Origin of the sequence: Prosthecobacter sp. (genome assembly GCF_044222345.1) — a bacterium.
In the GTDB taxonomy this organism is placed as follows: Bacteria; Verrucomicrobiota; Verrucomicrobiia; order Verrucomicrobiales; family Verrucomicrobiaceae; genus Prosthecobacter.
In genome coordinates this window covers 151074-169724 of the sequence record NZ_JBGANL010000001.1, presented here as the reverse complement: position 1 = coordinate 169724, position 18651 = coordinate 151074, and the positions used below count along the sequence as shown (strand labels likewise).

The following is an 18651-nucleotide window of genomic DNA, read 5'->3' as shown; positions in this document are numbered from 1 at the left end:
GAATGCCATTCATGCGAGGCACCATGGGAGGATCAGCCGAAGAGTTCGGTGAGGGGCTTGCCTTCATCGAGGAGGTTGTAGGCGCGGCCAAGCTTGTCTTTGGCTTCGAGGTCCTGGATGCCCATGGCGTAGTAGACGGTCTTGGTGATGTCTTCGGGGTAGATGGGGCGGTCCTTGGGGAGCTCGGCGCGGGCGTCGGTTTCGCCAACGACCTGGCCGCCGCGAATACCAGCCCCTGCCATGAGGACGCTCATGCAGGAGGTCCAGTGATCGCGGCCTGCACCGAGGGTGCCGCCGGAGCGGCGGTCGCCGACTTTGGGCATGCGGCCCATTTCGCTGGTGACGAGGACGAGGGTTTCATCAAGGAGGCCCCGGCCTGAGAGGTCTTCCATGAAGGCGGAGAAGGCCTGATCAAACTGCGGGAGGAGGTACTTTCTCAGGCAGTTGAAGTTGTCGCCGTGGGTGTCCCAGCCGCCGGCGCTTTTGCATTGTTTGGCGATGCTCTCGTCTTCCTTCCAGAAGACGGTGACGAAGGGGACGCCGGCCTCGACAAGACGGCGGGCCATGAGGAGGCTGGTGCCATTGATGGTGTGGCCGTAGCGTTCGCGCAGTTTGTCGGGCTCAGATTTAATGTCGAAGGCGTTTGAGGTGTCGCTGGAAGACAGGAGGTCAAAGGCGCGCTCCTGCTGCTTGACGTAGTTTTGAACGGCGGCTTCGTGGTCGAGCTCACGACGGGCCTGATTCATCGCGTTCAGCAGGGCGTGACGGTCCTGCATGCGGGAAGCCGACATGCTGCCGGACATGGAGATGGTGGGGGCGCTGAAATTCAGGGGTTCGTCGAAGCTGCCATTGAGATAGAAGGGATCGTACTCCATGCCGATGCGGCCGGCGAACTGGCCGGGGCGGGTGAAGGGCAGCTTGCTGGGCTTGTGCGGGAGGGAGATGATCTGCGGGAGCGTGGGATGCAGGGGACGCTTCATGCCGACGACACTGCCCATGTAGGGCCAGTCTTCGGGATAGGGGCGGCGGTCATTGCCCTGCTGCTTGAAGGTGAGATCGGGGGCGTGGCCGGTGAGATTGTAATAGTAGCCGGCGTGATGATCGCCGGTGGCGCGACCGCCGTCGGTGACGCCATGGACGAGGGCGAAGTTGTGGGCTTGTTTGGCGAGGAGGGGCAGGTGCTCGCAGAGACGGATGTCTGAGCCGGTGGTGCGGATGGGTTTGAACTCACCGCGAAATTCCAGAGGGGCCTCGGGCTTCATGTCCCACATGTCGATGTGGGAGGCACCGCCGCAGAGGAAGAAGAGGACGGTGGATTTGGCGGGCTTTGCGAGGGTGGCGGCAGGAACTCCAGGGCCGGTGGAAGCTTTCAAGGCAGGGCCGAAACGCAGCGATGCCAATCCCAGCGTCGAGGCCGTGAGAAAGGCCCGGCGGTCCATTGAGGGACGAAAAAGCGGTGAGTCCATAAGATGCGCGCAAGCCACCTACGTTCGCCAAATGGCCGACTTACGGATGAGCGGACGATTTGCGCAGAGTGCCGGTCTGTGGTCTGATCCGGCGTGGAATTTCACCATCTTCGTTACTTCATCGCCGCCGCCGAGGACTTGAGCATTTCTGCCGCGGCCAAGCGACTGCATGTGACGCAGCCTGCGCTGAGCCGGCAGATCGGCGTGCTGGAGGCGGAGCTGGGGGTGGCGTTGTTTGACCGCATTCGGAAGCGCATTTATCTGACGGATGCGGGCCGTTTTTTTCTGCCGAAGGCGAGGCAGATTGTGTGTGATGCGGAGACGAGTGCGCAGCAGCTGAGAGAGCAGTATGGCAAGGCGCGGCGGACGCTGCGGCTGGGATTTCTGGCCCCGTTTCTGGATGATCTGGTGGTGCCTGCGGTGCGGGAATTCCGGCAGCGGCACCCGAAGGCGCAGGTGAGCTTGTTTGAACTGCCACCGCGTGCGCAGCTGGACCGGCTGCGAAACCATGAGCTGGATGCGGCGATCCTGGGGAATATCTCGGAGAGTGACCGCGCCTTTTTCAACACGCGCACGCTGTCGCGGCATAAGATGGCGGCGCTGGTATCTGAAGATCATGCACTGGCGAAGAAGAAATCGATCAAGCTGGCGGCGCTGAAGGATGAGCGATGGGTGTCGCTGTCGGATGCGTCTTTTCCGGGGCGACGCGAGTTTTTGCGCTCGATTTGTCAGCAGGCGGGGTTTGATCCGCAGATCGTGAGCGAGGTGGATTCGCTTTCGATGATGCTGGGGACGGTGACGACCCTGGGCGGGGTGGCGCTGATCCCGGAGCATGCGAGCAAGATGCCGCATGGGGGCTGTGTGTTTGTGCCGCTGGCGGCGCCAGTGCCGACGACGGAACTGCTGCTGGTGCTGCCGAAGCAGGAGGCGAGCAAGGAGCTGACGACGCTGACGAGCTTGATCGCGGAGCTGGCGGGGCAGATTGCGAAGGGGTAGAGAGAGAAGTGCTGGCATCGCTACGCGATGCGTGGGCTATGAAGACCTGCTGACGAGGGGTGTCGCTGCGCTCAACCCCTCGCTACAGGCTGGGATGGCTCCGCCATCCGAGATGGCGGCCTCTATCGCGGAGCGAGATGGCTACTTTTCGGTGGAGGCGCGGAACTGGGGGAGGTCGGCGAGGATGTTCTGGCTGCGCATGAGGGTTTCGCCAATGAGGAGGGCGTTGGCGCCGGCTTCGGCGAGGCGGAGGGCATCGGCGGGGGTTTTGATGCCGCTTTCGGAGACGAGGACGATGTCGTCGGGGATTTCTTCGGCGAGTTGCTCGGTGGTGGCGAGGTCGACGGTGAAGGACTTCAAGTTGCGGTTGTTGACGCCGATGATGCGGGCGTCGGTGGCGAGGGCGCGTTCGAGCTCGGGGAGGTTGTGAACTTCGACGAGGGCATCAAGCTGGAAGGTATGGGCGACTTCGAGAAGGTGTTCGAGGGTGGGCTGGTCGAGAGCGGCGACGATGAGGAGGATGGCATCGGCTCCGGCGACGACGGCTTCGAAGATCTGGGCCTCGTGGATGATGAAATCTTTGCGCAGGCAGGGGATGTCGAGCTGCTCGCGGATGAGCGAGAGGTATTCGAGGCGGCCCTGGAAGTATTTTTCATCGGTGAGGACGGAGATGGCGCTGGCACCGGCTTTCTCATAGCCCCGGGCGATAGTCAGGGGATCAAAGTCCGCTGCGATGGTGCCGACGGAGGGTGAGGCGCGTTTGACCTCGGCGATGATGCTGAGGCGCGTGGGGTCGGCGCGGAGAGCATCGTAAAAGGAGCGGACGTCATTGCGCAGGGCGGCGGCGGCGCGGAGCTTTTCAGCGCGCGGCAGCAGGCGTTGCAGTTCGGTGTGCTTGTGGGCGATGATTTCGTCCAGCTTGTTCATAGGGGGGCGCACGGTGGCGGAGGGATGACGTTGTGCAACCTTCGACTGGACCAGCTCTCAAAAATCTAGTCACCCTGCCCGGCGGCGGAGCGGCCCCATTGGCGGCAGCGCGCGCTTGCCTGTTATTTTCAAATAGCAGGCGGCGCACTCTCCTTGCCACTGGGGCCGCTGCGCTCGCCGAATCAAAACGACAATCTTTTTGAGAACCGGTCTGGAGGCAAAATACGGGTGCAGCGGATTCTTGACGTCCTGCGGGATGCAGGCTCTCTCTACAAGGAATGCCTGAAGCGCCCATCAGTCCCGCCGCCGTGATCGAACTGCTCACCACCGAACACATCCTGGAACCGCAGGAGCCCCTCACCCATGACACGGACCTGTTTTCCATGGGTCTGGACTCGATGGCGATGATGCAGCTGCTGCTGCTCATTGAGGAACGATTCCAGCTGACGATCAATCCGGCGGAGATGACGCGGGAGCGTTTTACCACGGCCAGTGCACTGGCGGGCTTTCTGGGAGAAAAACGCCGCCTAGCCGCCTGATGCTGATCCTGCCCGCCACCACGGTTGATTTTTTCCTCGCGGGGCTTGAGGCGTTCATGCGCCGCAGCGGGCAAGGAACTCACTGGGGGGTGACGGTGCTGCAGCTGGAAGCGAAACCGGACGCGCAGACTTTGACGAAGGCGTGGGAGGAGATCCATGCGCAGCATCCGATGCTGGGAGCGCGGCTGAAACGGCAGTGGCGTGGCTGGCGATGGGTGTGGGAGACGCATGGCACCATTGCTGCACCGCCCATCTGCTGGCATGGGGTGCAGGGACTCCCCCCCGGCGAAGAGGTTATCCAAGAACGGCTGCAGGGCCGAAGCAGCAGCGGAGCACTGACCACCCCCTTATGGTTGGAGGTCTTTCCGTGGGGGACGGAGGGCGGGCATGTGATTCTCCTGACGTGGCGGCATGCGTTGCTGGACGGAACTGGGATCAATCTGCTGCTGGAAAAACTGGCTGCGGGGGCGTGTGCAGCGGGACCGCCAGCCCAGACCATGCCACCGCGTGAAAGCATGGCCCGTATTTATAAAAGGGCCAAACCACTGACAGACAGGCTGCATGAGATGACCTCTGCCGGATGTCTCTCTGCATGGATGAAGGGGATGCCCACCGGCGGACGACCGGAATACCGGCTGATCGAACTTTCCCGGGAAGAGTCTGCGCGGGCCACGGCGAGACTGCGTGCGCTGTGCGGCGACTTTTTACAGATGCCCTTTTATGCGGCGATGGCCGCACGTGCTTTGCAGCTGCTGCATGAACGGCGTGACTGGCACAGTCCGGAGATCCACCTGCACCTGCCGATACAGCTGCGGGGCAGAAGCCGTGAGCTGATTTTTGGCAATCACATGGGCGCGATGCCGTTGTTTCTGGAAGCCGGAGCGCTGGGCACCCTGGATCTGGCGGTCGCGCATGTGCTGGAAAAGTACCGTGAGGGGATGAAGCAGGAGAGATCGCAGGCATCTGAGGCGCTGACGACACTGGCGGCCCATCTGCCGCTGAGCACGTTCATCCCCATGGTACGCTGGACGAACATGGGGCAGATTTGCAGCCTGTTTCATTCGCATACCGGCTCCTTTCTGCCTGGCCGCACCGAATTTGCGGGAGCTGCGGTGCAAAACATCTACACTATTCCGAGCGTCAGTGCGCCGCCGGGACTGGGCATTTTTGTCTCAGACTATGCCGGGCTCATCACGGTGACGCTGGCATGGAGGGGAGACGGAGTGTCTCAGGCGGAGATCGAAGCGCTGGATCGGCGAATCCGGACGGATTTGACCGGCATTGCGCAAGAGTGATCGCAATGGATTGGATGAAAGTGCCAGGGAACCGCGACATGGACAGGCAGGCTGCCGTTGCTTCCGTCAGGACCTGGCGGGGTTCGCAAGCTGAACATCCGCGGCCCCTGACGCCGGTGATGTAGCCGCTGGGCTGATCCGGCACAAGCAAGATTGCAGCCTAAAGACAAAATGCGTGAAAATTGGTGTTGTCGAAACCCGGTGGTTCCGGTAAAAATTAGTCTTTAAATTCTCAAATTACGCTTTCGTATGGTCTGGAAAATTCTATCCGCTCTCTCTGCCGTCTGTCTGGGCACCGCCTGCTATTTTGCTTGGACAAACCAAAAACTGCTTGTGGAGGAGCGTAAACGCGAGGGATTCGCCAATGAGAACCTAGCAGCCATGACGGCCCACATCGCCAAAGCTGAAGAGGCGAAAAAGAGCCGTGAGACGCAGCGCGACATGGCCAATAAGGAGCTGGAAACCACGAAAACTTCCGTGGCCGATTTTGCCGCCAAGGTGCAGACGGCGGAGCAAGAACTGACTGCAGTGAAGACCAATCTGGATCAGACCGCCAAGGTGGTGGCTCAGAACCAAAAGCTGATTGATGAAGCTGGCGACATCAAGGGGCTGCTGGCCCAGATTGATGACATCAAAAAACAACGCGCTGAAGCCGAGGCAGCACTGGCGAACCAGACCCAGCATCTGGCTGCCGCCCAGGAAAGAATCACCAGCCTGACCAATGCGGCCAAAGAGGCTGAGGAACGCGAAGCCCGTGGCCGTCGTGGCATTGTGGACGACGATTTCACCGCCAAAGTCGCCTATTCTTATACCGACTGGGGCTTTGTGGTGCTCAACAAGGGCAACGGTGGTGGTGTTTTTGCGAATGCAGATCTCGAAGTGAAACGCGGCAAGGATGTGGTCGCCAAGCTGAGGGTCCGTGATGTGGAGCAAAATTCCTCCGTGGCCGATCTGGTCAAAGGCAGCCTTGCTGAAGGCGAACACATCCGCTCGGGTGATCTTGTGGTTGCAGCCGCTGAACAGAGCGCCAAGACCACCGCAGCTAAAGCGCCCGATGGAGCAGCCGCCCCAGCCACTGGAGCCGCAGGGACAGCCCCGGCCACCACTCCTCCTGCAGCCGGTGCAGCGATGGGTTCTGATCCTTTTGGTGCGCCAGCACCGGCCGCAGCTCCTGCGGCTCCCGCCATGGGAGGTGATCCTTTTGGTGCCCCTGCGGCCCCTGCTCCTGCAGCACCTGCGGCTCCCGCCATGGGCGCTGACCCATTTGGCACCCCACCTGCGACACCTCCAGCCGGAGGCGCCGCGCCAGCCCCAAGCACAGCGGACCCTTTTGGTACAGCACCACCGGCCGCCAAGTGATCGCAAACATCCGTTCGTCGCCTGATACCTTTTCCAGCCCCCTTTCCCATGACCAAAGTTCTTTTCATCCTTAGCGCAGTGGTGATCCTCGTAGCCAGCTTCTTCGCCTACCAAAACGGGCGTGAGTTTGCCGATGTTCGCAACAAGGTTGCAGGGATTAACGCCAATATTACGAGCCAAAAGAGCGCCCAAGAAAAGCTGCTTCGCCCGGGCTCGGGTGAAGTGCCCAAGCTGGTGGCCGAAATCGCCCGCGTGCAGGGGGATCTGGACGTCGAGGCGGAGAAGCTGAAGGCGCAGAAGAACAAGCTGGCCCAAACCCAGGAAGAAATCACGCGCACCCAGGAAGAGTTTGCGGTGAAAGAGAAAAAGAAACTGGAACAGGACGCCCTCCTCAAAGATCTCCCACAGGGCATGAAACCCGAGACCATGGTCGAAGGCATCCAAAAGCTGAAGAAGGAAAAGCTGGACTTTGAAGCGCAGGCCGAAATCAAGAAGAAAGAGGTGGCCGCAGAGGAAGACAAGGTGGCCGGCATCCAGAAGCGTTTGGATGAAGTGGTGCACAAAATCGAAGACCGCCGCAAAAACTTTGAGCGCAACAGCCTGAGCTCCCGCGTCATCGCAGTTAACTATGACTGGGGCTTTGTGATCATTGACGCAGGCAAGATGACGGGTCTCACCGAGCAGACCAAATTGATTGTCACCCGTGGCGCGCAGACCGTCGGCAAAATCAGCATCATGACGGTTGATGGCAAAAATTCCATGGCCGCCATCGTGCCGGATGCGGTGAACAACGGGCAGGTGATCATGCCAGGAGACCGGGTGATCCTCGAAAACTTGGTGCAAAACTGATTCGTTGAGTGCATAGGTAGGATCACATGAAGACACGACTGGTCAGCCTTCTGCTTCTGGCAATCACTGCCGCATGCACCCTTTCCTCCTGCGCCTCGGATGAACCGAAGCGCAAGAAAGTGGTGGGTCCGGATGGCAGTCAGTACAGCAGCCTCCCATGGAACCGTCCGCGGTCCTGGGAAGGCAACGCCAGATACGGCGGCATGGTTCCTGGCAGCCGCTAAGTTGATTACGCGCCAACGGCTTGGTGAAAACCTTCACCGTGAGGATTTGAGAGAGCCTGGCACGTGGTGAGCGGATCATTTTGGCTCAGCCCACTGTTATTTGGAACGATGGGCAAAGCGGAATTCAGAGGGATCAAGATGATCCTTCTCCTGCGATTATCGACGCGCGAAGATTGCAGATGGGGTCTATAGCGGTTTCGCAAAACTCATTTCCATTGGGGCTGGTCCGTAATGTCCGATGTCGCACCGAATGGTCCCTGCGTTCTGCATTGCCCCCAGCGCTCCACCTCCCGCAGCGTCGTTTTTCATCTCACCGCCATCGTGCGGCAGAAGGCTGCAAGGACGGCGCACCTTTTTGGATTGCCTGCGGGTGCCACAGACCCAAAAAGAGGGGCGCGCGCAACGCGTCCCTACCAGTCCTGAAGCAGCGGCTGGAAGGAGGGGGCTTTAGGAAATCGGTTTCGCAGAACGCTATCAAACGGCTGCAGCAGCAAGCCTAGCCGCCACACCCCAGCCTCCCCCTGAAGAGATGGCTTTGGTGCCGCCGTGTGTCAGGGGCGTAGAGAGGGAGAACCGCTTATTCCACTGCTTCCAGAAGTGCTTCGCCGTCTGCTGTTTTGACGATGCGATAAAAGCAGGTGGGACGCTTGGTATGGCAGCAGCCGCCGCCGTGCTGTTTGACACGCAGCACCAGCGCATCCTGGTCACAGTCGGTGCGAATGTCGATGATCTCCTGAAATTCGCCGCTGGTGGCCCCTTTGTGCCAGAGCTGATTGCGGCTGCGGCTCCAATAAACGGCCTGGCCGAGTTCCAGCGTCATTTTGAGAGACTGCTCGTTCATGTAGGCGAGCATGAGCGGCGCGCCTGTCTCGGCATCGACCGCCATGGCGGGCATGAGGCCGTGCTCGTCGAATTTCGGGGCAAACAGCATGCCTTCTTCAATGGCATGCTTCGACTCACGGGCGGCGAAGGAAATGGGATGGGGGGCGGACATGGGAAAGGCCTATGCTAGCGGCACATCCCAGCCGTGCAACCACGTCAATCGCCTTGTTCCTGGATGGCAGCGCAAGCCGTTTGGGAACTTGCCTTGGGGGGGACAGTCGGGCACCAGCCCCGAGCCACGCATGGAATATGGGAACCACTTCACGCTGGGATGGCGGACATTGTGCCGGAAAAAAACGCCGCGGAAAGCCTTCGTTCCGGGGTGTTCGTGTGGTGGGGGTGTTTGCCACCCGCTCGGGGACGGGCGGGCTGTCGCCACACCCATCCCACAAACAAGACTATTTTCCCGGAAAGATCGGGAGCACACTTTTGAGGAGGCCGGTTCCGGCGTTCACGCCGTTTTCGATGACTCCGCTGGCCCCATTGATGACTTTGCCGGGCAACTTGGCGGCGTCCTCACCAAGCACCGGTTTTAGCAGGGTTTCGGCCCCCTGACCGACGATGGCACCGGGAGCATCAAGGAGCAGGGACATGCCAGCAGCACCGATGAGGCGGCTGCTGAGGTCCTCCATCGGCGCATCCAATGTGCCGACGATGCGGACGCGTGTCCATTGCAGGCCGGGAGGGGCGCCGGGATTGCTCTCCACAAAGACGCGGTTGTTGGCACCGGGGATGCCGCTCAAGGTTTCTGGAGTGACCCCGAGCAGGAAATCTCCTTCCAGAGCGCGGCCGCGAATGGTCAAGGCACCTTCGATGCGGAGGAGGCCGTTGGACTGCACGATGATTTTTTCGATGCGCAGGGCGTCGCCTTGGGGCCGGATGGAGGCGCTGCAGATGTCGAGCACGAGGCGTTTGAACCTGTGGGTGTTTGTGTAGGTCACGAGTTTGTCGAGAATGGGCAGACCGGTGAGCGCGCCGTCCTTGAGCGAGAGATCGGCCTTCCATGCTGGCGGGGCATTGCGTGTGCCGGCCATTTCGAGATCGCCTTCGATCCTGCCGGAGAGGCGCTGTTTCCACCAGGCATCGAGAAATTCATCCATGGGGACGGCTTTGACATGGGTGAAGATCTGCCATGCACCGGTTTCATACTTCAAGGCCCCCCGCAGGGTGGCCTCAGAGGCCTGCTTCCAACGCAAGGCGGCATCACTGACCTGGAACTGGCTGTCGCTGACACGCAGCGTGGCCCGAGTGAGGTCAAACTGGAGCGGCTCTTTTTGTTGGGGAGCCAGGATGGGGGTGTGCAATTTACCCCCGTTCAATTTGGCGGATACGGACACCTCGCCTGTATTCCAGTCGCCCAGGCGCAGCTGGGAGTCTGCCATCTTCCATCCTGCCTGTTCAAAGATGAAACGATGAACCTCGAAGCCGCTGATGCGTGTTTGGGTGGGGATGTAGCGGCGCAGAAAGGCGGGGATGCCGTCGTTGCTGGCGTCGAATTTTGCGGCGTTTGGAGCGCGCGGACTGCTTGCAGCTGCGGTGTGGCGCAGCGTGAGATCGTCTGCTCCGGCGTTCTGAATGCTCCACTTTCCCTGCCGGATGGCACCGAAATCGAGGGAGGCATGCAGGCCTCCCGCTTCGACGCTCCAGCCCGCATTGGAAAATGTGAAATCAGTGGCGCTGGCGGTGTCGTCGTTCCAGGTGATCGGGGCAATGTGCGCGCTGCCGTCCATGCGCGCGGCAATCAGATCCTCGGCCTTCTGGCGGAAATCATCCTTTTGCACATAGGCGCGAATGTAGCTGGTGACGAGGGTGGGAGCCAGCAGCACGAGGATCACCCCGCTGACGAGGAGCAAACCCACCAGCCACCACAGCCAGCCAAAAGAAGAGGAGGAGGGACGCTGGCCCGGTCTGTTGCGGCGTTGCATTTTGGTGGTGGATTGAATTTTTTCGTCGCCAGAGCAGTGCTCCCCGGCCTAGTGTCAGAAACCTATTTAACCTGTATGCTCAAAGCGCTCAACGTTTGTCTTGAAGTCGAAGGTCCGCAAGACTCGGAGAACAGCACGCTGCACCTGCTGCGAGAAGTGAGCTTCAATGTCCCGCCGGGGCATCTGGTGGCGATCGTGGGCCCGTCTGGCTGTGGCAAGACGACCTTGCTGAAAGTGATCACCGGCATTCAGCAGCAGACGTCCGGGGAACTGCTGTGGGACGGCAGGAATTTGAGCGATGAGGAGGATCTGCATCCTGGAGATCTGGGTTACGTGCCGCAGTTCAGCGTGGCCTATGATCTGCTGACAGTGGAGGAGAGCATCGCCAGTGCGATGGTGCTGAGGACGCAGCTGTCGCAGACGGAAGATTTCATCCCGGCGCTGGATCACATTCTGGAGGTGACGGGTTTGACGCATCTCTCCGACCGGCAGGTGAAGGTGCTTTCTGGAGGGCAGAAGCGCCGTCTGGGTCTGGCGCTGGAACTGGTGACCGATCCGTGCCTGCTGCTGTGTGACGAGGTCACGAGCGGACTGGACCCGAAATCCGAAAACGAGATCACCAATCTGCTGCGCGTGCTTTCGCGCGGGCATCCGAAGCGCGTGGTGGTCAATGTCACGCACAGTCTGGCGAGTCTGGACGCGTATGACAGCGTGATGGTGATGTATCAGGGGGTGCTGACGTATCATGGGCCGCCGAAGGCGATGATGCATTACTTTGCGGCGGAGCACCCCGAAGAGGTCTATCTCAAGCTCACGGAACGCAAGGCTGGAGACTGGCATGAGTCGTGGGAAAAGCACCGTGACACCTATTACGAGCGACATGGCTTTGACGGGAAGCAGGCGCTGCCAGAAAAGGAGGCGGCAAAAAGCAGCGGGCCGTCGAAGACCTATGTGCGTGAAGCACGGACGGTGGCAAAGCCCGAGGCTGTGGAGACTCATGAGCACCATGATCTGCCGCCGGTCGAAACGCCGTCCATGATGACGCAGTTGTTTGAACTGCTGCGCCGGCGCTGGACGATTTTCCGCCGTGACAAAGCGCAGGTGTGGCTGCACCTGGCCATGCTGCTGGGCTTTCCGCTGCTCGTCGTCATTTTCGCGCTGGACGGCATCAAGCCGCTGCGCGCGCTTTCGGCCCATCAGGATGACAACATCCAGCAGGAGTATCAGCAGATGAAGCAGCACCAGGAGGAGCAGCTCAAGGCGGGCGGGCTGGTTTCCGGCCTGATCATGCTGCAGGTGGTGCTGGTGACGCTGATGGCGAGCAACAATGCCGCACGCGAGATCGCCTCCGAACGACTGATTTTGGAGCGCGAGAAACTTGGGGGATTGCATCCGTTCGCGTACATCGGCAGCAAGGTGATCTTCCTGGGCATGTTCGTGCTGGCGCAGAGTTTATGGATGGGATTCTTTGTGGACATGGTGACCGGAGGGCTGCCTGGGGATCTGGTGACCAAGCTGGTGCTGCTGGTGCTGGCCTCGGCGGCGATGACCAGCGTGTGTCTGGGCATCTCAGCGATGAGCAAGACGCCGGAGAAGGCCACGATCCTGTGCATCTATCTGGTCGGCTTTCAGCTTCCGCTTTCGGGTGCGGTGCTCACGCTGCCCAACTGGCTGGAGAACTGGGTGCAGCCGCTGGTGGTGGCGTTCTGGAGCTGGAGCGGCAGCCTGAGCAGCATGCGCAGCACGGCCTTTTATGACGCGGTGAAGCAGGTGACCTCCACGGATCTGATCGGGCCCGGCATCGCTGGATTCGTGCTGTTTGTGCATGTGCTGGTGGGACTGGGCATGACGTTCATCGGTGTGCAGCGGAGCCAGTGGGACTCTTGATCAATGAGGCAGGCCGAAGAGATAATAAGCGGCGCAGAGCAAGGCGAGCACGAGGGTGCCAGCGTTGAGTTCGCGTGCGCGGCCTGAGGCGAGTTTCAGGACTGGATGGACGACCAGACCGGCGGTGAGACCGTTGGCGATGTTGTAGGTGAAGAGCATCATCACGATGGTGACGAAGGCGGGGACCCACTCAGTGAGATCATCGAAGTTTATGCCGCGCACGGAGCCGGTCATGAGAACGCCCACGGCGATCAAGGCCGGGCCGTAGGCGAAGCGGAGCTGCTGGAGTGGCTCGATCAGGGGGATGAAGAAGAGCGAGATGGCAAACAAGGCCGCCGTCACCAATGAGGCGAGGCCGGTGCGTGCGCCTGCGCTGATGCCGGTGGCGGATTCAATGTAAGCGCCGCTGGTGGAAGTGCCGACGAGACCGCTGAACATGCAGGTGAGCGCATCGACGAGCATGGGCTTTTGCACCTCGGGGAAATTGCCTTTTTCATCCAGAAGATTCGCTGCGGCACCGAGGCCGGTGAGAGTGCCGAGGGTGTCGAGAAAACTCATCAGGAAGAGGGTGAGCAGCACTGGAAGGAAGCTGAGCTGGAGAACGCTGGTGATGTCCAGTTTGAAGGCGATGCGGCTCAGGTCATACTCGCCGGTGAAGGGCAGCGCAGCGACGGCCTTGGGCATGTGGCCGAAGCCGAGCACGCCGCCGAGCAATGCTGTGGCAATGATGCCGATGAGGAGTGCGCCGCGCACTTTGCGGATCATGAGGATGGTCATGAGAAGGAAGCCGCCGATGGCGAGCAGGACCTGAGGATCGTGCAGATTGCCGATTTTGACGGGAACGGCGGGAGAGAGGAAGAGACCGTGGGCATCGGTTTGCAAGGCCTGGGCGGGCATGCCGGAGATGAAGCTGGTGACGATGCCGGTTTCATACAACCCGATGAAGGCGAGGAAGAGGCCGATGCCGACGGCGAAGCTGTGCTTCAGGCTCACGGGAACGGAGTTGGCGAGCCAGCCGCGAATGCCAAGGAGGGTGATGACGAGAAAGACGAGGCCGCTGACGAACACAGCACCGAGGCGCTGCTCCCAGCCGATGCCGAGGGCGGTGAGGCCGAAGGCGATGAAGGCATTTTCACCCATGTAGGGCGCGACTGCGATGGGGCGGTTGGCAATGAGTCCCATGAGGAGGCAGCCGAACGCAGAGGTCAAAATGGTGGCGACGGTGCTGGGGCCGACGGGGATGCCGGCGAAGGAGAGGATGGCCGGATTCACCACCATGATGTAGGCCATGGTGATGAAGGTGGTCAGGCCGCCGATGATTTCGGCGCGAACGGACGAGCCATGCTGATGCAGCTTGAAAAAGGCAATCATGCTGCGGTGGAGAGGAGCGTGGAAGAGGTGAGCTGCAATTTGAATCCGCGTTCCCCTGCGGCGTGATTTTATGCGCAATTCCAGGCTGGCGGCGGTCGTTCACAGCGGGCCATGAAGTTCCTGCTGCTGCTTTCATTTTTAACGCTCCTCCACTCATCTCTATGGGCCAAGCCGAATGTGGTGCTCTTTCTGGTGGATGACATGGGCTGGATGGACTGCGGGGTGTATGGCTCGAAATACTATGAGACGCCGAACATCGACAAGTTTGCGACGCGGGCGATGCGGTTTACGAATGCGTATGCGCAGCCGCTGTGCTCTCCGACGCGAGGCAGCATCCTGAGCGGGCAGTACACGGCGCGGCATGGCATCACGACGGCGAGCGGGCACCAGCCGCCGCAGCCAGCAGGGCATGTGTTTCTAGCGGAAACCGGTCCGGCGAATGCACCGATGCTGATGCCGGAGAGCAAGAACTACCTGGAGCCTGCGCAGATCACACTGGCGGAGACTTTGAAGGGGGCGGGCTATCGCACGGCGCACATCGGCAAATGGCACCTCGGGCTTACGCAACCTTACTGGCCGGAGCAGCAGGGCTTTGATGTGGCTTTTCACTGCCACCCGGATCCCGGGCCGCCGGGAGAGTATTTTTCGCCTTATGGGGTGCTGCCTGAGGGCAAGCCCGGCGGCAAGACGAAAGTGGGAACGATCACGGACGGGCCGCCGGGAGAGTATATTGTGGACCGGCAGGCAGCGGAGGCGGTGAAGTTCATTGATGCGAGCAAGGGCGGGCCGTTTTTTCTCAACCTGTGGTGCTATGGCGTGCATGGACCGTGGGGGCACAAGGTGGAATACACGAAGTACTTTGCAGCGAAGAAAGACCCGAGCGGACGACAGGGGAATCCGATCATGGCGTCGATGTTGAAGAGCGTGGACGAGTGCTTTGGGCGCATCCTGGCGGAACTGGAGCAGCAGGGCATTGCTGACAACACGATCATCATTTTCACTTCCGACAACGGTGGCAATGCGCACAGCAATGTGCCCGGCACAGGCAAAACGGAGGCGGCGGAAAAGAACAAGAGTGCGTTTCTGGCTGACTGGCGCAAGTGGGCGGGGGATCAACCGCCGACGATGAACACGCCGCTGCGCGATGGGAAAGGCACGCTGTATGAGGGCGGCACGCGTGTGCCGATGATGTGGGCCTGGGCGGGCAAGATCAAGCCTGCGAGCCTGAGCGAGGCCGTCGTAGGGCCAATCGATATTTACCCGACGGTGATCGATCTCCTTGGCATCGCGAAACCGGAGCGGCAGACATTTGATGGCGTGAGTTATGCGAAGGTCTTGAAGGGTGAAGGTGAGCTGAAGCGCGAGGCTTATTTCAACTACCATCCGCACGGGGGCACGAACCGTGCCGGTGGTGTGTGGGTACGCCGCGGCGATTTCAAACTGCTGCGCTGGTTTGGCAACCCCAACACGCACGAGCTTTACAACCTGCGCGAAGACCTCAGCGAGGCGCATGATCTTGCCGCGACAATGCCTGACAAGGTGAAGGAACTCGATGCGCTGATTGACGGCTTTCTCAAGGACACCGGTGCGACTTATCCACGGCCCAATCCCGCGTACAAACCTGTCGCGGCGAAGTCGCCTGCGGCCAAGGCTGATCCGCTGGATGCGTGGAAGGAGCGCCAGTGCAAGGCCACGGTGAGCGCGGGCATTCTGACGATGAAGAGCACGGGAAAAGCGGGTGCGGGATTTCTTGGCCATGGGATGGCCAAGATGAACGGACCTGCCACGGTGAAACTGCGCGTGCGCAGTGAGGCTGGCGGGGCAGGAAAGATTGACTCGCTGCCACAGGGTGCGGCAGATCCCAGCGTGGTGCATTCCACTGCGCTTGAGGTGAAAGCGGGTGAGTGGCAGGAGCTAAAGATCGAGCTGGGAGACAAAGGACCGCTGGGCACGCTGCGTGTTTATCTGCCCGATGGTGAGATTGATTTCATTGAAGTTGCGCCGGCCAACGGGAAAGTGCAGCGGTGGGATTTTTGAATTCAGCCCCCCTTCCCTCATGATCCGCCATACTGTCGCCTTCCGTCTCAAGCACGCTTCCGGCTCAGCCGCCGAGCGGGATTTTTTACTGGCCGCCTGCGAGCTCGCGAAGATCGAGGGCGTGCAGAAGTTTGAGTGTCTGCGGCAGACCAGTGTGAAGAACAGCTTCACCTTTGGTCTTTCGATGGAGTTTGCGGATGCAGCCGCGTATGCGTTTTACAGCGAGCATCCGGAACATACGGCCTTCGTGCAGCAACGGTGGATACCTGAGGTGGCGGAATTCATGGAGCTGGACTACGTGGTGCATGCGCCGTGAGGAGCGTGCCTGTGAGAAATCCAGACAGGGTTCTTGAGGTGACGGAGAGGCGCTGCCTTGCAGAATGATGCGTGAAGACAAGCCACGCTTTTGTGCCAGCTCTACGCGCTTCATAAACAGAAGCGCCTCAAAAAAAGCGCCGCGCCAGGTGTGAACCGGACGCGGCGTGAGGAATTCAGGATTGAATTAAGCGCTGATGTGATTGGAGACCAGCTTGGTCATCTCAAACATCGTCACTGTCTTCTTGCCGCCGAACACCGCCTTCAATGCGTCATCGGCATTGATGTTGCGCTTGTTCTTTGCGTCCTGGAGACCATTCTTTTTGATGTAGTCCCACAGCTTCTTCGTGATCTGGCCACGAGGAGCAGGCTTGCTGCCGACGACGGCTCCGAGGATCGCGTCAGGCTGCACTGGCTTCATGAGCGCAGGATTGGGTTTCCGCTTTGCCTTGGCAGCCTTCTTGGCTGCCGGTGCTTTAGCAGCTTTCTTGGCTGCCGGTGCTTTGACAGCTTTCTTGGCTGCCGGTGCTTTGGCAGCCTTCTTGGCTGCTGGTTTTGCTTTGGTTGCTTTCTTGGCCATAGTGTTGTTGGCGGCTGTTGCCGTAAGAGCAGGTTATGAGAGCGCCCTGCGGAGCGTCAACGCAAATTTCATCAATATTTGAGGTTGTTTCCCTGCGTACAGACACCCCGCCCCCTGCGCAAATGCACTTCCGCGGAAGCCGACATCAGCGGCATTTCCGCCACTGCATTTGAGCATCATCGCGACTGAAAACCGGCATTCATCAATCTGCGCAGCAGAGTCAAACCTGAGAGGCCCCCGATGCCCACGAGGATGATTTCACACCGGCAACGAGGCTACACCTTCGCGCGACTTTCAACCCATTGCACTGCGTAGCGCACCAGAGAGGCGCCATCGGTCATGCCGAGTTTTTCTTTGATGTGAGCCCGATGAGCTTCGACGGTTCTGGCGCTGATGCTGAGCTGTGCTGCGATGTTTTTGGTGGGGACGCCACTGCCAATGAGCGCAAGGATTTCGAGTTCACGATCTGTGAGGGCATCCATGCCCGTGGCTTTGCTGCGTGCAGCGCCGGTGACCTGCTCAAGCATGCGTGCGTTGAGAGATTCACTGACGTAGAGACCGCCGCTGATGACTTTATGAATGGCGGTGACGAGGTGATCAGCGGCCTCCTCCTTCATCACGTAGCCACGGGCACCGGCACGGAGCGAGCGCTCGCCATAGAGTGTCTCATCGTGCATGGAGAGAACGATGCACTGGGTGGAAGGATGCAGGGCACGGATGTCTTTGACGAGTTCGAGGCCGTTCTTGTCCGGCAGGGTGAGATCAATGACAGCGAGATCGGGCTTGAGCTTGCCAACGACTTCGAGCCCATCACGAGCGCTGCCGGCCTCACCGATGACGTCAAGCCCCTCCTCGGCACGGATCAACTGCGCGAGGCCATGGCGCATGATGGGGTGATCGTCGATGAGGACGAGGCGCTTCACAGATTTTTCGCTGGTGCGGGAACGCTGCATATGACCTGGGTGCCGCCGCCGGTGCGCGGCTCTATTTTAAGTGTGCCCCCCAACATTTGAGCGCGATGGCTCATGGTCAAGAGGCCCATGCCAGTTCCTTTGGCCGGTGAATCAGGAATGCCAACGCCATTGTCACGAATAGTGAGGACGATATTGCCACTCTGACGGGCGAGATGAATGTCCACCCGTCCGGCCTGGCTGTGCTTGACCGCATTGGAAACAGCCTCCTGGGCAATGCGAAAGAGCTGCACGGAGAGCTTGTTGTCCGCGACATGCACCGGATTGTCGTAACGAAAATCACAAACGATCTCAAAGGCCCGGGCGGTGCTCTGAGCGAGCTCCTCAAGCGCTTTCATGAGGCCGCCGGAGTCGATCACCACAGGCATGAGGCCGCGAGACGTTTCACGTGCACGTGTGTTGGCCTTGCTGATGAGATCGACGATTTCCGCCAGATTTTGAGCCTCTGCGCTGCCGGCCCTGGTGAGTTTTTTTTGCGCCACCTTCGCGAGGCAGCCGATGGCGGCGAGCTGCTGGCAGAGATCATCATGAATGTCCTGGCCGATGCGCGCCTGCTCCTCCTCGCTGATGTGGAGGATCTTGTCCTCCAGAGCCTTGCGATCGGTGATGTCACGGATGATGCCGGTGAAAATGCGACGCCCGCTGGGCAGCACGGCTTCGCCGACGGAGAGGTCGATGGGGAAGACGGTGCCGTCTTTGCGCTGGCCCACGACCTCACGCCCGATGCCGATGACACGCTTCACGCCGGAGCTCAGGTAGTTCCGAATGTAGCCGTCGTGCCGGTCGCGATAAGGCTGCGGCATGAGCAGGCTGATGTTTTGGCCAATGATCTCCGCGCGCTGGTAGCCAAAGAGACGAACCGTGGCGGTGTTGGCGGTTTCGATGATGCCACTGGCATCGATCGTGATGATGGCATTGACCGCTGTTTCGACGATGGCGCTGGAGATTTGCTCACTGGCCTGAAGAGCCGCCTGCAACTGGGCAATGCTGGGGTCATCAGGCGCTGGTCTCTGCATCGGCATACAGGA

At 60.2% G+C, this 18651-nt stretch carries 18 protein-coding genes and 1 other RNA gene; 10 read left to right on the top strand and 9 right to left on the bottom strand.

Annotated features, from left to right (window positions below):
* Positions 1 to 32: 32 nt before the first annotated feature.
* On the bottom strand, positions 33 to 1466 hold the full coding sequence (locus tag ACILSL_RS00675) for a DUF1501 domain-containing protein (protein WP_395730062.1): 1434 nt from the start codon (positions 1464 to 1466) through the stop codon (positions 33 to 35).
* Between the two features lie 93 nt (positions 1467 to 1559).
* Here ACILSL_RS00675 and ACILSL_RS00670 point away from each other — a divergent pair, with 93 nt between their 5' ends.
* On the top strand, positions 1560 to 2462 hold the full coding sequence (locus ACILSL_RS00670; protein ID WP_395730061.1) for a LysR substrate-binding domain-containing protein: 903 nt from the start codon (positions 1560 to 1562) through the stop codon (positions 2460 to 2462).
* Between the two features lie 141 nt (positions 2463 to 2603).
* Here ACILSL_RS00670 and trpC read toward each other — a convergent pair whose 3' ends face one another.
* A complete protein-coding gene (trpC, locus tag ACILSL_RS00665; RefSeq protein ID WP_395730060.1) occupies positions 2604 to 3389 on the bottom strand; it encodes an indole-3-glycerol phosphate synthase TrpC in 786 nt (261 codons plus the stop codon).
* A 278-nt stretch (positions 3390 to 3667) separates the two neighbouring features.
* On the opposite strand from trpC, the gene ACILSL_RS00660 reads away from it, so the two are divergent.
* Both ACILSL_RS00660 and ACILSL_RS00655 read left to right on the top strand, forming a co-directional pair.
* Positions 3668 to 3928, top strand: coding sequence for an acyl carrier protein (locus ACILSL_RS00660; RefSeq protein WP_395730059.1), 261 nt, complete (start codon positions 3668 to 3670; stop codon positions 3926 to 3928).
* Positions 3928 to 5223, top strand: a complete 1296-nt coding sequence (locus ACILSL_RS00655; RefSeq protein WP_395730058.1) for a hypothetical protein — start codon at positions 3928 to 3930, stop codon at positions 5221 to 5223. Before ACILSL_RS00660 ends, ACILSL_RS00655 begins: the two co-directional genes overlap by 1 nt.
* Positions 5224 to 5241: 18 nt before the next feature.
* Here the strand turns inward: ACILSL_RS00655 and ffs are convergent.
* Positions 5242 to 5336, bottom strand: an RNA gene (gene ffs, locus ACILSL_RS00650) — signal recognition particle sRNA small type.
* A gap of 268 nt (positions 5337 to 5604) precedes the next feature.
* Here ffs and ACILSL_RS00645 point away from each other — a divergent pair.
* From ACILSL_RS00645 to ACILSL_RS00635, 3 genes are read left to right on the top strand one after another with little or no spacing between them, the layout of a single operon-like run.
* Positions 5605 to 6582: a hypothetical protein gene (locus tag ACILSL_RS00645; protein WP_395730057.1), complete on the top strand. Its 978-nt coding sequence runs from the start codon at positions 5605 to 5607 to the stop codon at positions 6580 to 6582.
* Positions 6583 to 6630: 48 nt separating this feature from the next.
* A complete protein-coding gene (locus ACILSL_RS00640; RefSeq protein ID WP_395730056.1) occupies positions 6631 to 7431 on the top strand; it encodes a hypothetical protein in 801 nt (266 codons plus the stop codon).
* A 26-nt stretch (positions 7432 to 7457) separates the two neighbouring features.
* Positions 7458 to 7655: a hypothetical protein gene (locus ACILSL_RS00635; RefSeq protein ID WP_395730055.1), complete on the top strand. Its 198-nt coding sequence runs from the start codon at positions 7458 to 7460 to the stop codon at positions 7653 to 7655.
* 577 nt (positions 7656 to 8232) lie between these two features.
* Here the strand turns inward: ACILSL_RS00635 and hisI are convergent.
* On the bottom strand, positions 8233 to 8649 hold the full coding sequence (gene hisI, locus ACILSL_RS00630) for a phosphoribosyl-AMP cyclohydrolase (RefSeq protein ID WP_395730054.1): 417 nt from the start codon (positions 8647 to 8649) through the stop codon (positions 8233 to 8235).
* A 286-nt stretch (positions 8650 to 8935) separates the two neighbouring features.
* Positions 8936 to 10462, bottom strand: a complete 1527-nt coding sequence (locus ACILSL_RS00625; RefSeq protein ID WP_395730053.1) for a hypothetical protein — start codon at positions 10460 to 10462, stop codon at positions 8936 to 8938.
* Positions 10463 to 10537: 75 nt separating this feature from the next.
* Here ACILSL_RS00625 and ACILSL_RS00620 point away from each other — a divergent pair, with 75 nt between their 5' ends.
* The gene (locus ACILSL_RS00620) at positions 10538 to 12349 is read left to right on the top strand and encodes an ATP-binding cassette domain-containing protein (RefSeq protein WP_395730052.1); all 1812 of its coding nucleotides are present in this window, start codon (positions 10538 to 10540) and stop codon (positions 12347 to 12349) included.
* Here ACILSL_RS00620 and ACILSL_RS00615 read toward each other — a convergent pair whose 3' ends face one another.
* Entirely contained in the window at positions 12350 to 13720 is a 1371-nt protein-coding gene (locus ACILSL_RS00615; protein WP_395730051.1) for an NCS2 family permease, read from the bottom strand.
* A 111-nt stretch (positions 13721 to 13831) separates the two neighbouring features.
* On the opposite strand from ACILSL_RS00615, the gene ACILSL_RS00610 reads away from it, so the two are divergent.
* Complete coding sequence (locus ACILSL_RS00610; RefSeq protein ID WP_395730050.1) at positions 13832 to 15757, top strand: sulfatase; 1926 nt, start codon at positions 13832 to 13834, stop codon at positions 15755 to 15757.
* Between the two features lie 19 nt (positions 15758 to 15776).
* Entirely contained in the window at positions 15777 to 16073 is a 297-nt protein-coding gene (locus tag ACILSL_RS00605) for a Dabb family protein (protein ID WP_395730049.1), read from the top strand.
* 186 nt (positions 16074 to 16259) lie between these two features.
* Here the strand turns inward: ACILSL_RS00605 and ACILSL_RS00600 are convergent, their stop codons facing one another.
* A complete protein-coding gene (locus ACILSL_RS00600; protein WP_395730048.1) occupies positions 16260 to 16493 on the bottom strand; it encodes an SWIB/MDM2 domain-containing protein in 234 nt (77 codons plus the stop codon).
* Here ACILSL_RS00600 and ACILSL_RS00595 point away from each other — a divergent pair.
* On the top strand, positions 16492 to 16734 hold the full coding sequence (locus ACILSL_RS00595) for a hypothetical protein (RefSeq protein ID WP_395730047.1): 243 nt from the start codon (positions 16492 to 16494) through the stop codon (positions 16732 to 16734). The genes ACILSL_RS00600 and ACILSL_RS00595 overlap by 2 nt on opposite strands.
* Positions 16735 to 16927: 193 nt before the next feature.
* Here ACILSL_RS00595 and ACILSL_RS00590 read toward each other — a convergent pair whose 3' ends face one another.
* Positions 16928 to 17605, bottom strand: a complete 678-nt coding sequence (locus tag ACILSL_RS00590) for a response regulator (protein WP_395730046.1) — start codon at positions 17603 to 17605, stop codon at positions 16928 to 16930.
* The gene (locus tag ACILSL_RS00585) at positions 17572 to 18639 is read right to left on the bottom strand and encodes a PAS domain S-box protein (protein ID WP_395730045.1); all 1068 of its coding nucleotides are present in this window, start codon (positions 18637 to 18639) and stop codon (positions 17572 to 17574) included. The genes ACILSL_RS00590 and ACILSL_RS00585 overlap by 34 nt, the downstream gene beginning before the upstream one ends.
* Between the last annotated feature and the right edge of the window lie 12 nt (positions 18640 to 18651).

Coding starts and splice junctions, on each gene's coding strand:
- ACILSL_RS00675 (WP_395730062.1), bottom strand. CDS start 1,466: ATGGACTCACCGCTTTTTCGTCCCTCAATGGACCGCCGGGCCTTTCTC.
- ACILSL_RS00590 (WP_395730046.1), bottom strand. CDS start 17,605: ATGCAGCGTTCCCGCACCAGCGAAAAATCTGTGAAGCGCCTCGTCCTC.
- ACILSL_RS00605 (WP_395730049.1), top strand. CDS start 15,777: ATGATCCGCCATACTGTCGCCTTCCGTCTCAAGCACGCTTCCGGCTCA.
- ACILSL_RS00610 (WP_395730050.1), top strand. CDS start 13,832: ATGAAGTTCCTGCTGCTGCTTTCATTTTTAACGCTCCTCCACTCATCT.
- ACILSL_RS00620 (WP_395730052.1), top strand. CDS start 10,538: ATGCTCAAAGCGCTCAACGTTTGTCTTGAAGTCGAAGGTCCGCAAGAC.
- ACILSL_RS00640 (WP_395730056.1), top strand. CDS start 6,631: ATGACCAAAGTTCTTTTCATCCTTAGCGCAGTGGTGATCCTCGTAGCC.
- ACILSL_RS00635 (WP_395730055.1), top strand. CDS start 7,458: ATGAAGACACGACTGGTCAGCCTTCTGCTTCTGGCAATCACTGCCGCA.
- ACILSL_RS00615 (WP_395730051.1), bottom strand. CDS start 13,720: ATGATTGCCTTTTTCAAGCTGCATCAGCATGGCTCGTCCGTTCGCGCC.
- ACILSL_RS00625 (WP_395730053.1), bottom strand. CDS start 10,462: ATGCAACGCCGCAACAGACCGGGCCAGCGTCCCTCCTCCTCTTCTTTT.
- ACILSL_RS00655 (WP_395730058.1), top strand. CDS start 3,928: ATGCTGATCCTGCCCGCCACCACGGTTGATTTTTTCCTCGCGGGGCTT.
- trpC (WP_395730060.1), bottom strand. CDS start 3,389: ATGAACAAGCTGGACGAAATCATCGCCCACAAGCACACCGAACTGCAA.
- ACILSL_RS00660 (WP_395730059.1), top strand. CDS start 3,668: ATGCCTGAAGCGCCCATCAGTCCCGCCGCCGTGATCGAACTGCTCACC.
- ACILSL_RS00645 (WP_395730057.1), top strand. CDS start 5,605: ATGACGGCCCACATCGCCAAAGCTGAAGAGGCGAAAAAGAGCCGTGAG.
- hisI (WP_395730054.1), bottom strand. CDS start 8,649: ATGTCCGCCCCCCATCCCATTTCCTTCGCCGCCCGTGAGTCGAAGCAT.
- ACILSL_RS00585 (WP_395730045.1), bottom strand. CDS start 18,639: ATGCAGAGACCAGCGCCTGATGACCCCAGCATTGCCCAGTTGCAGGCG.
- ACILSL_RS00600 (WP_395730048.1), bottom strand. CDS start 16,493: ATGAAGCCAGTGCAGCCTGACGCGATCCTCGGAGCCGTCGTCGGCAGC.
- ACILSL_RS00595 (WP_395730047.1), top strand. CDS start 16,492: ATGAGCGCAGGATTGGGTTTCCGCTTTGCCTTGGCAGCCTTCTTGGCT.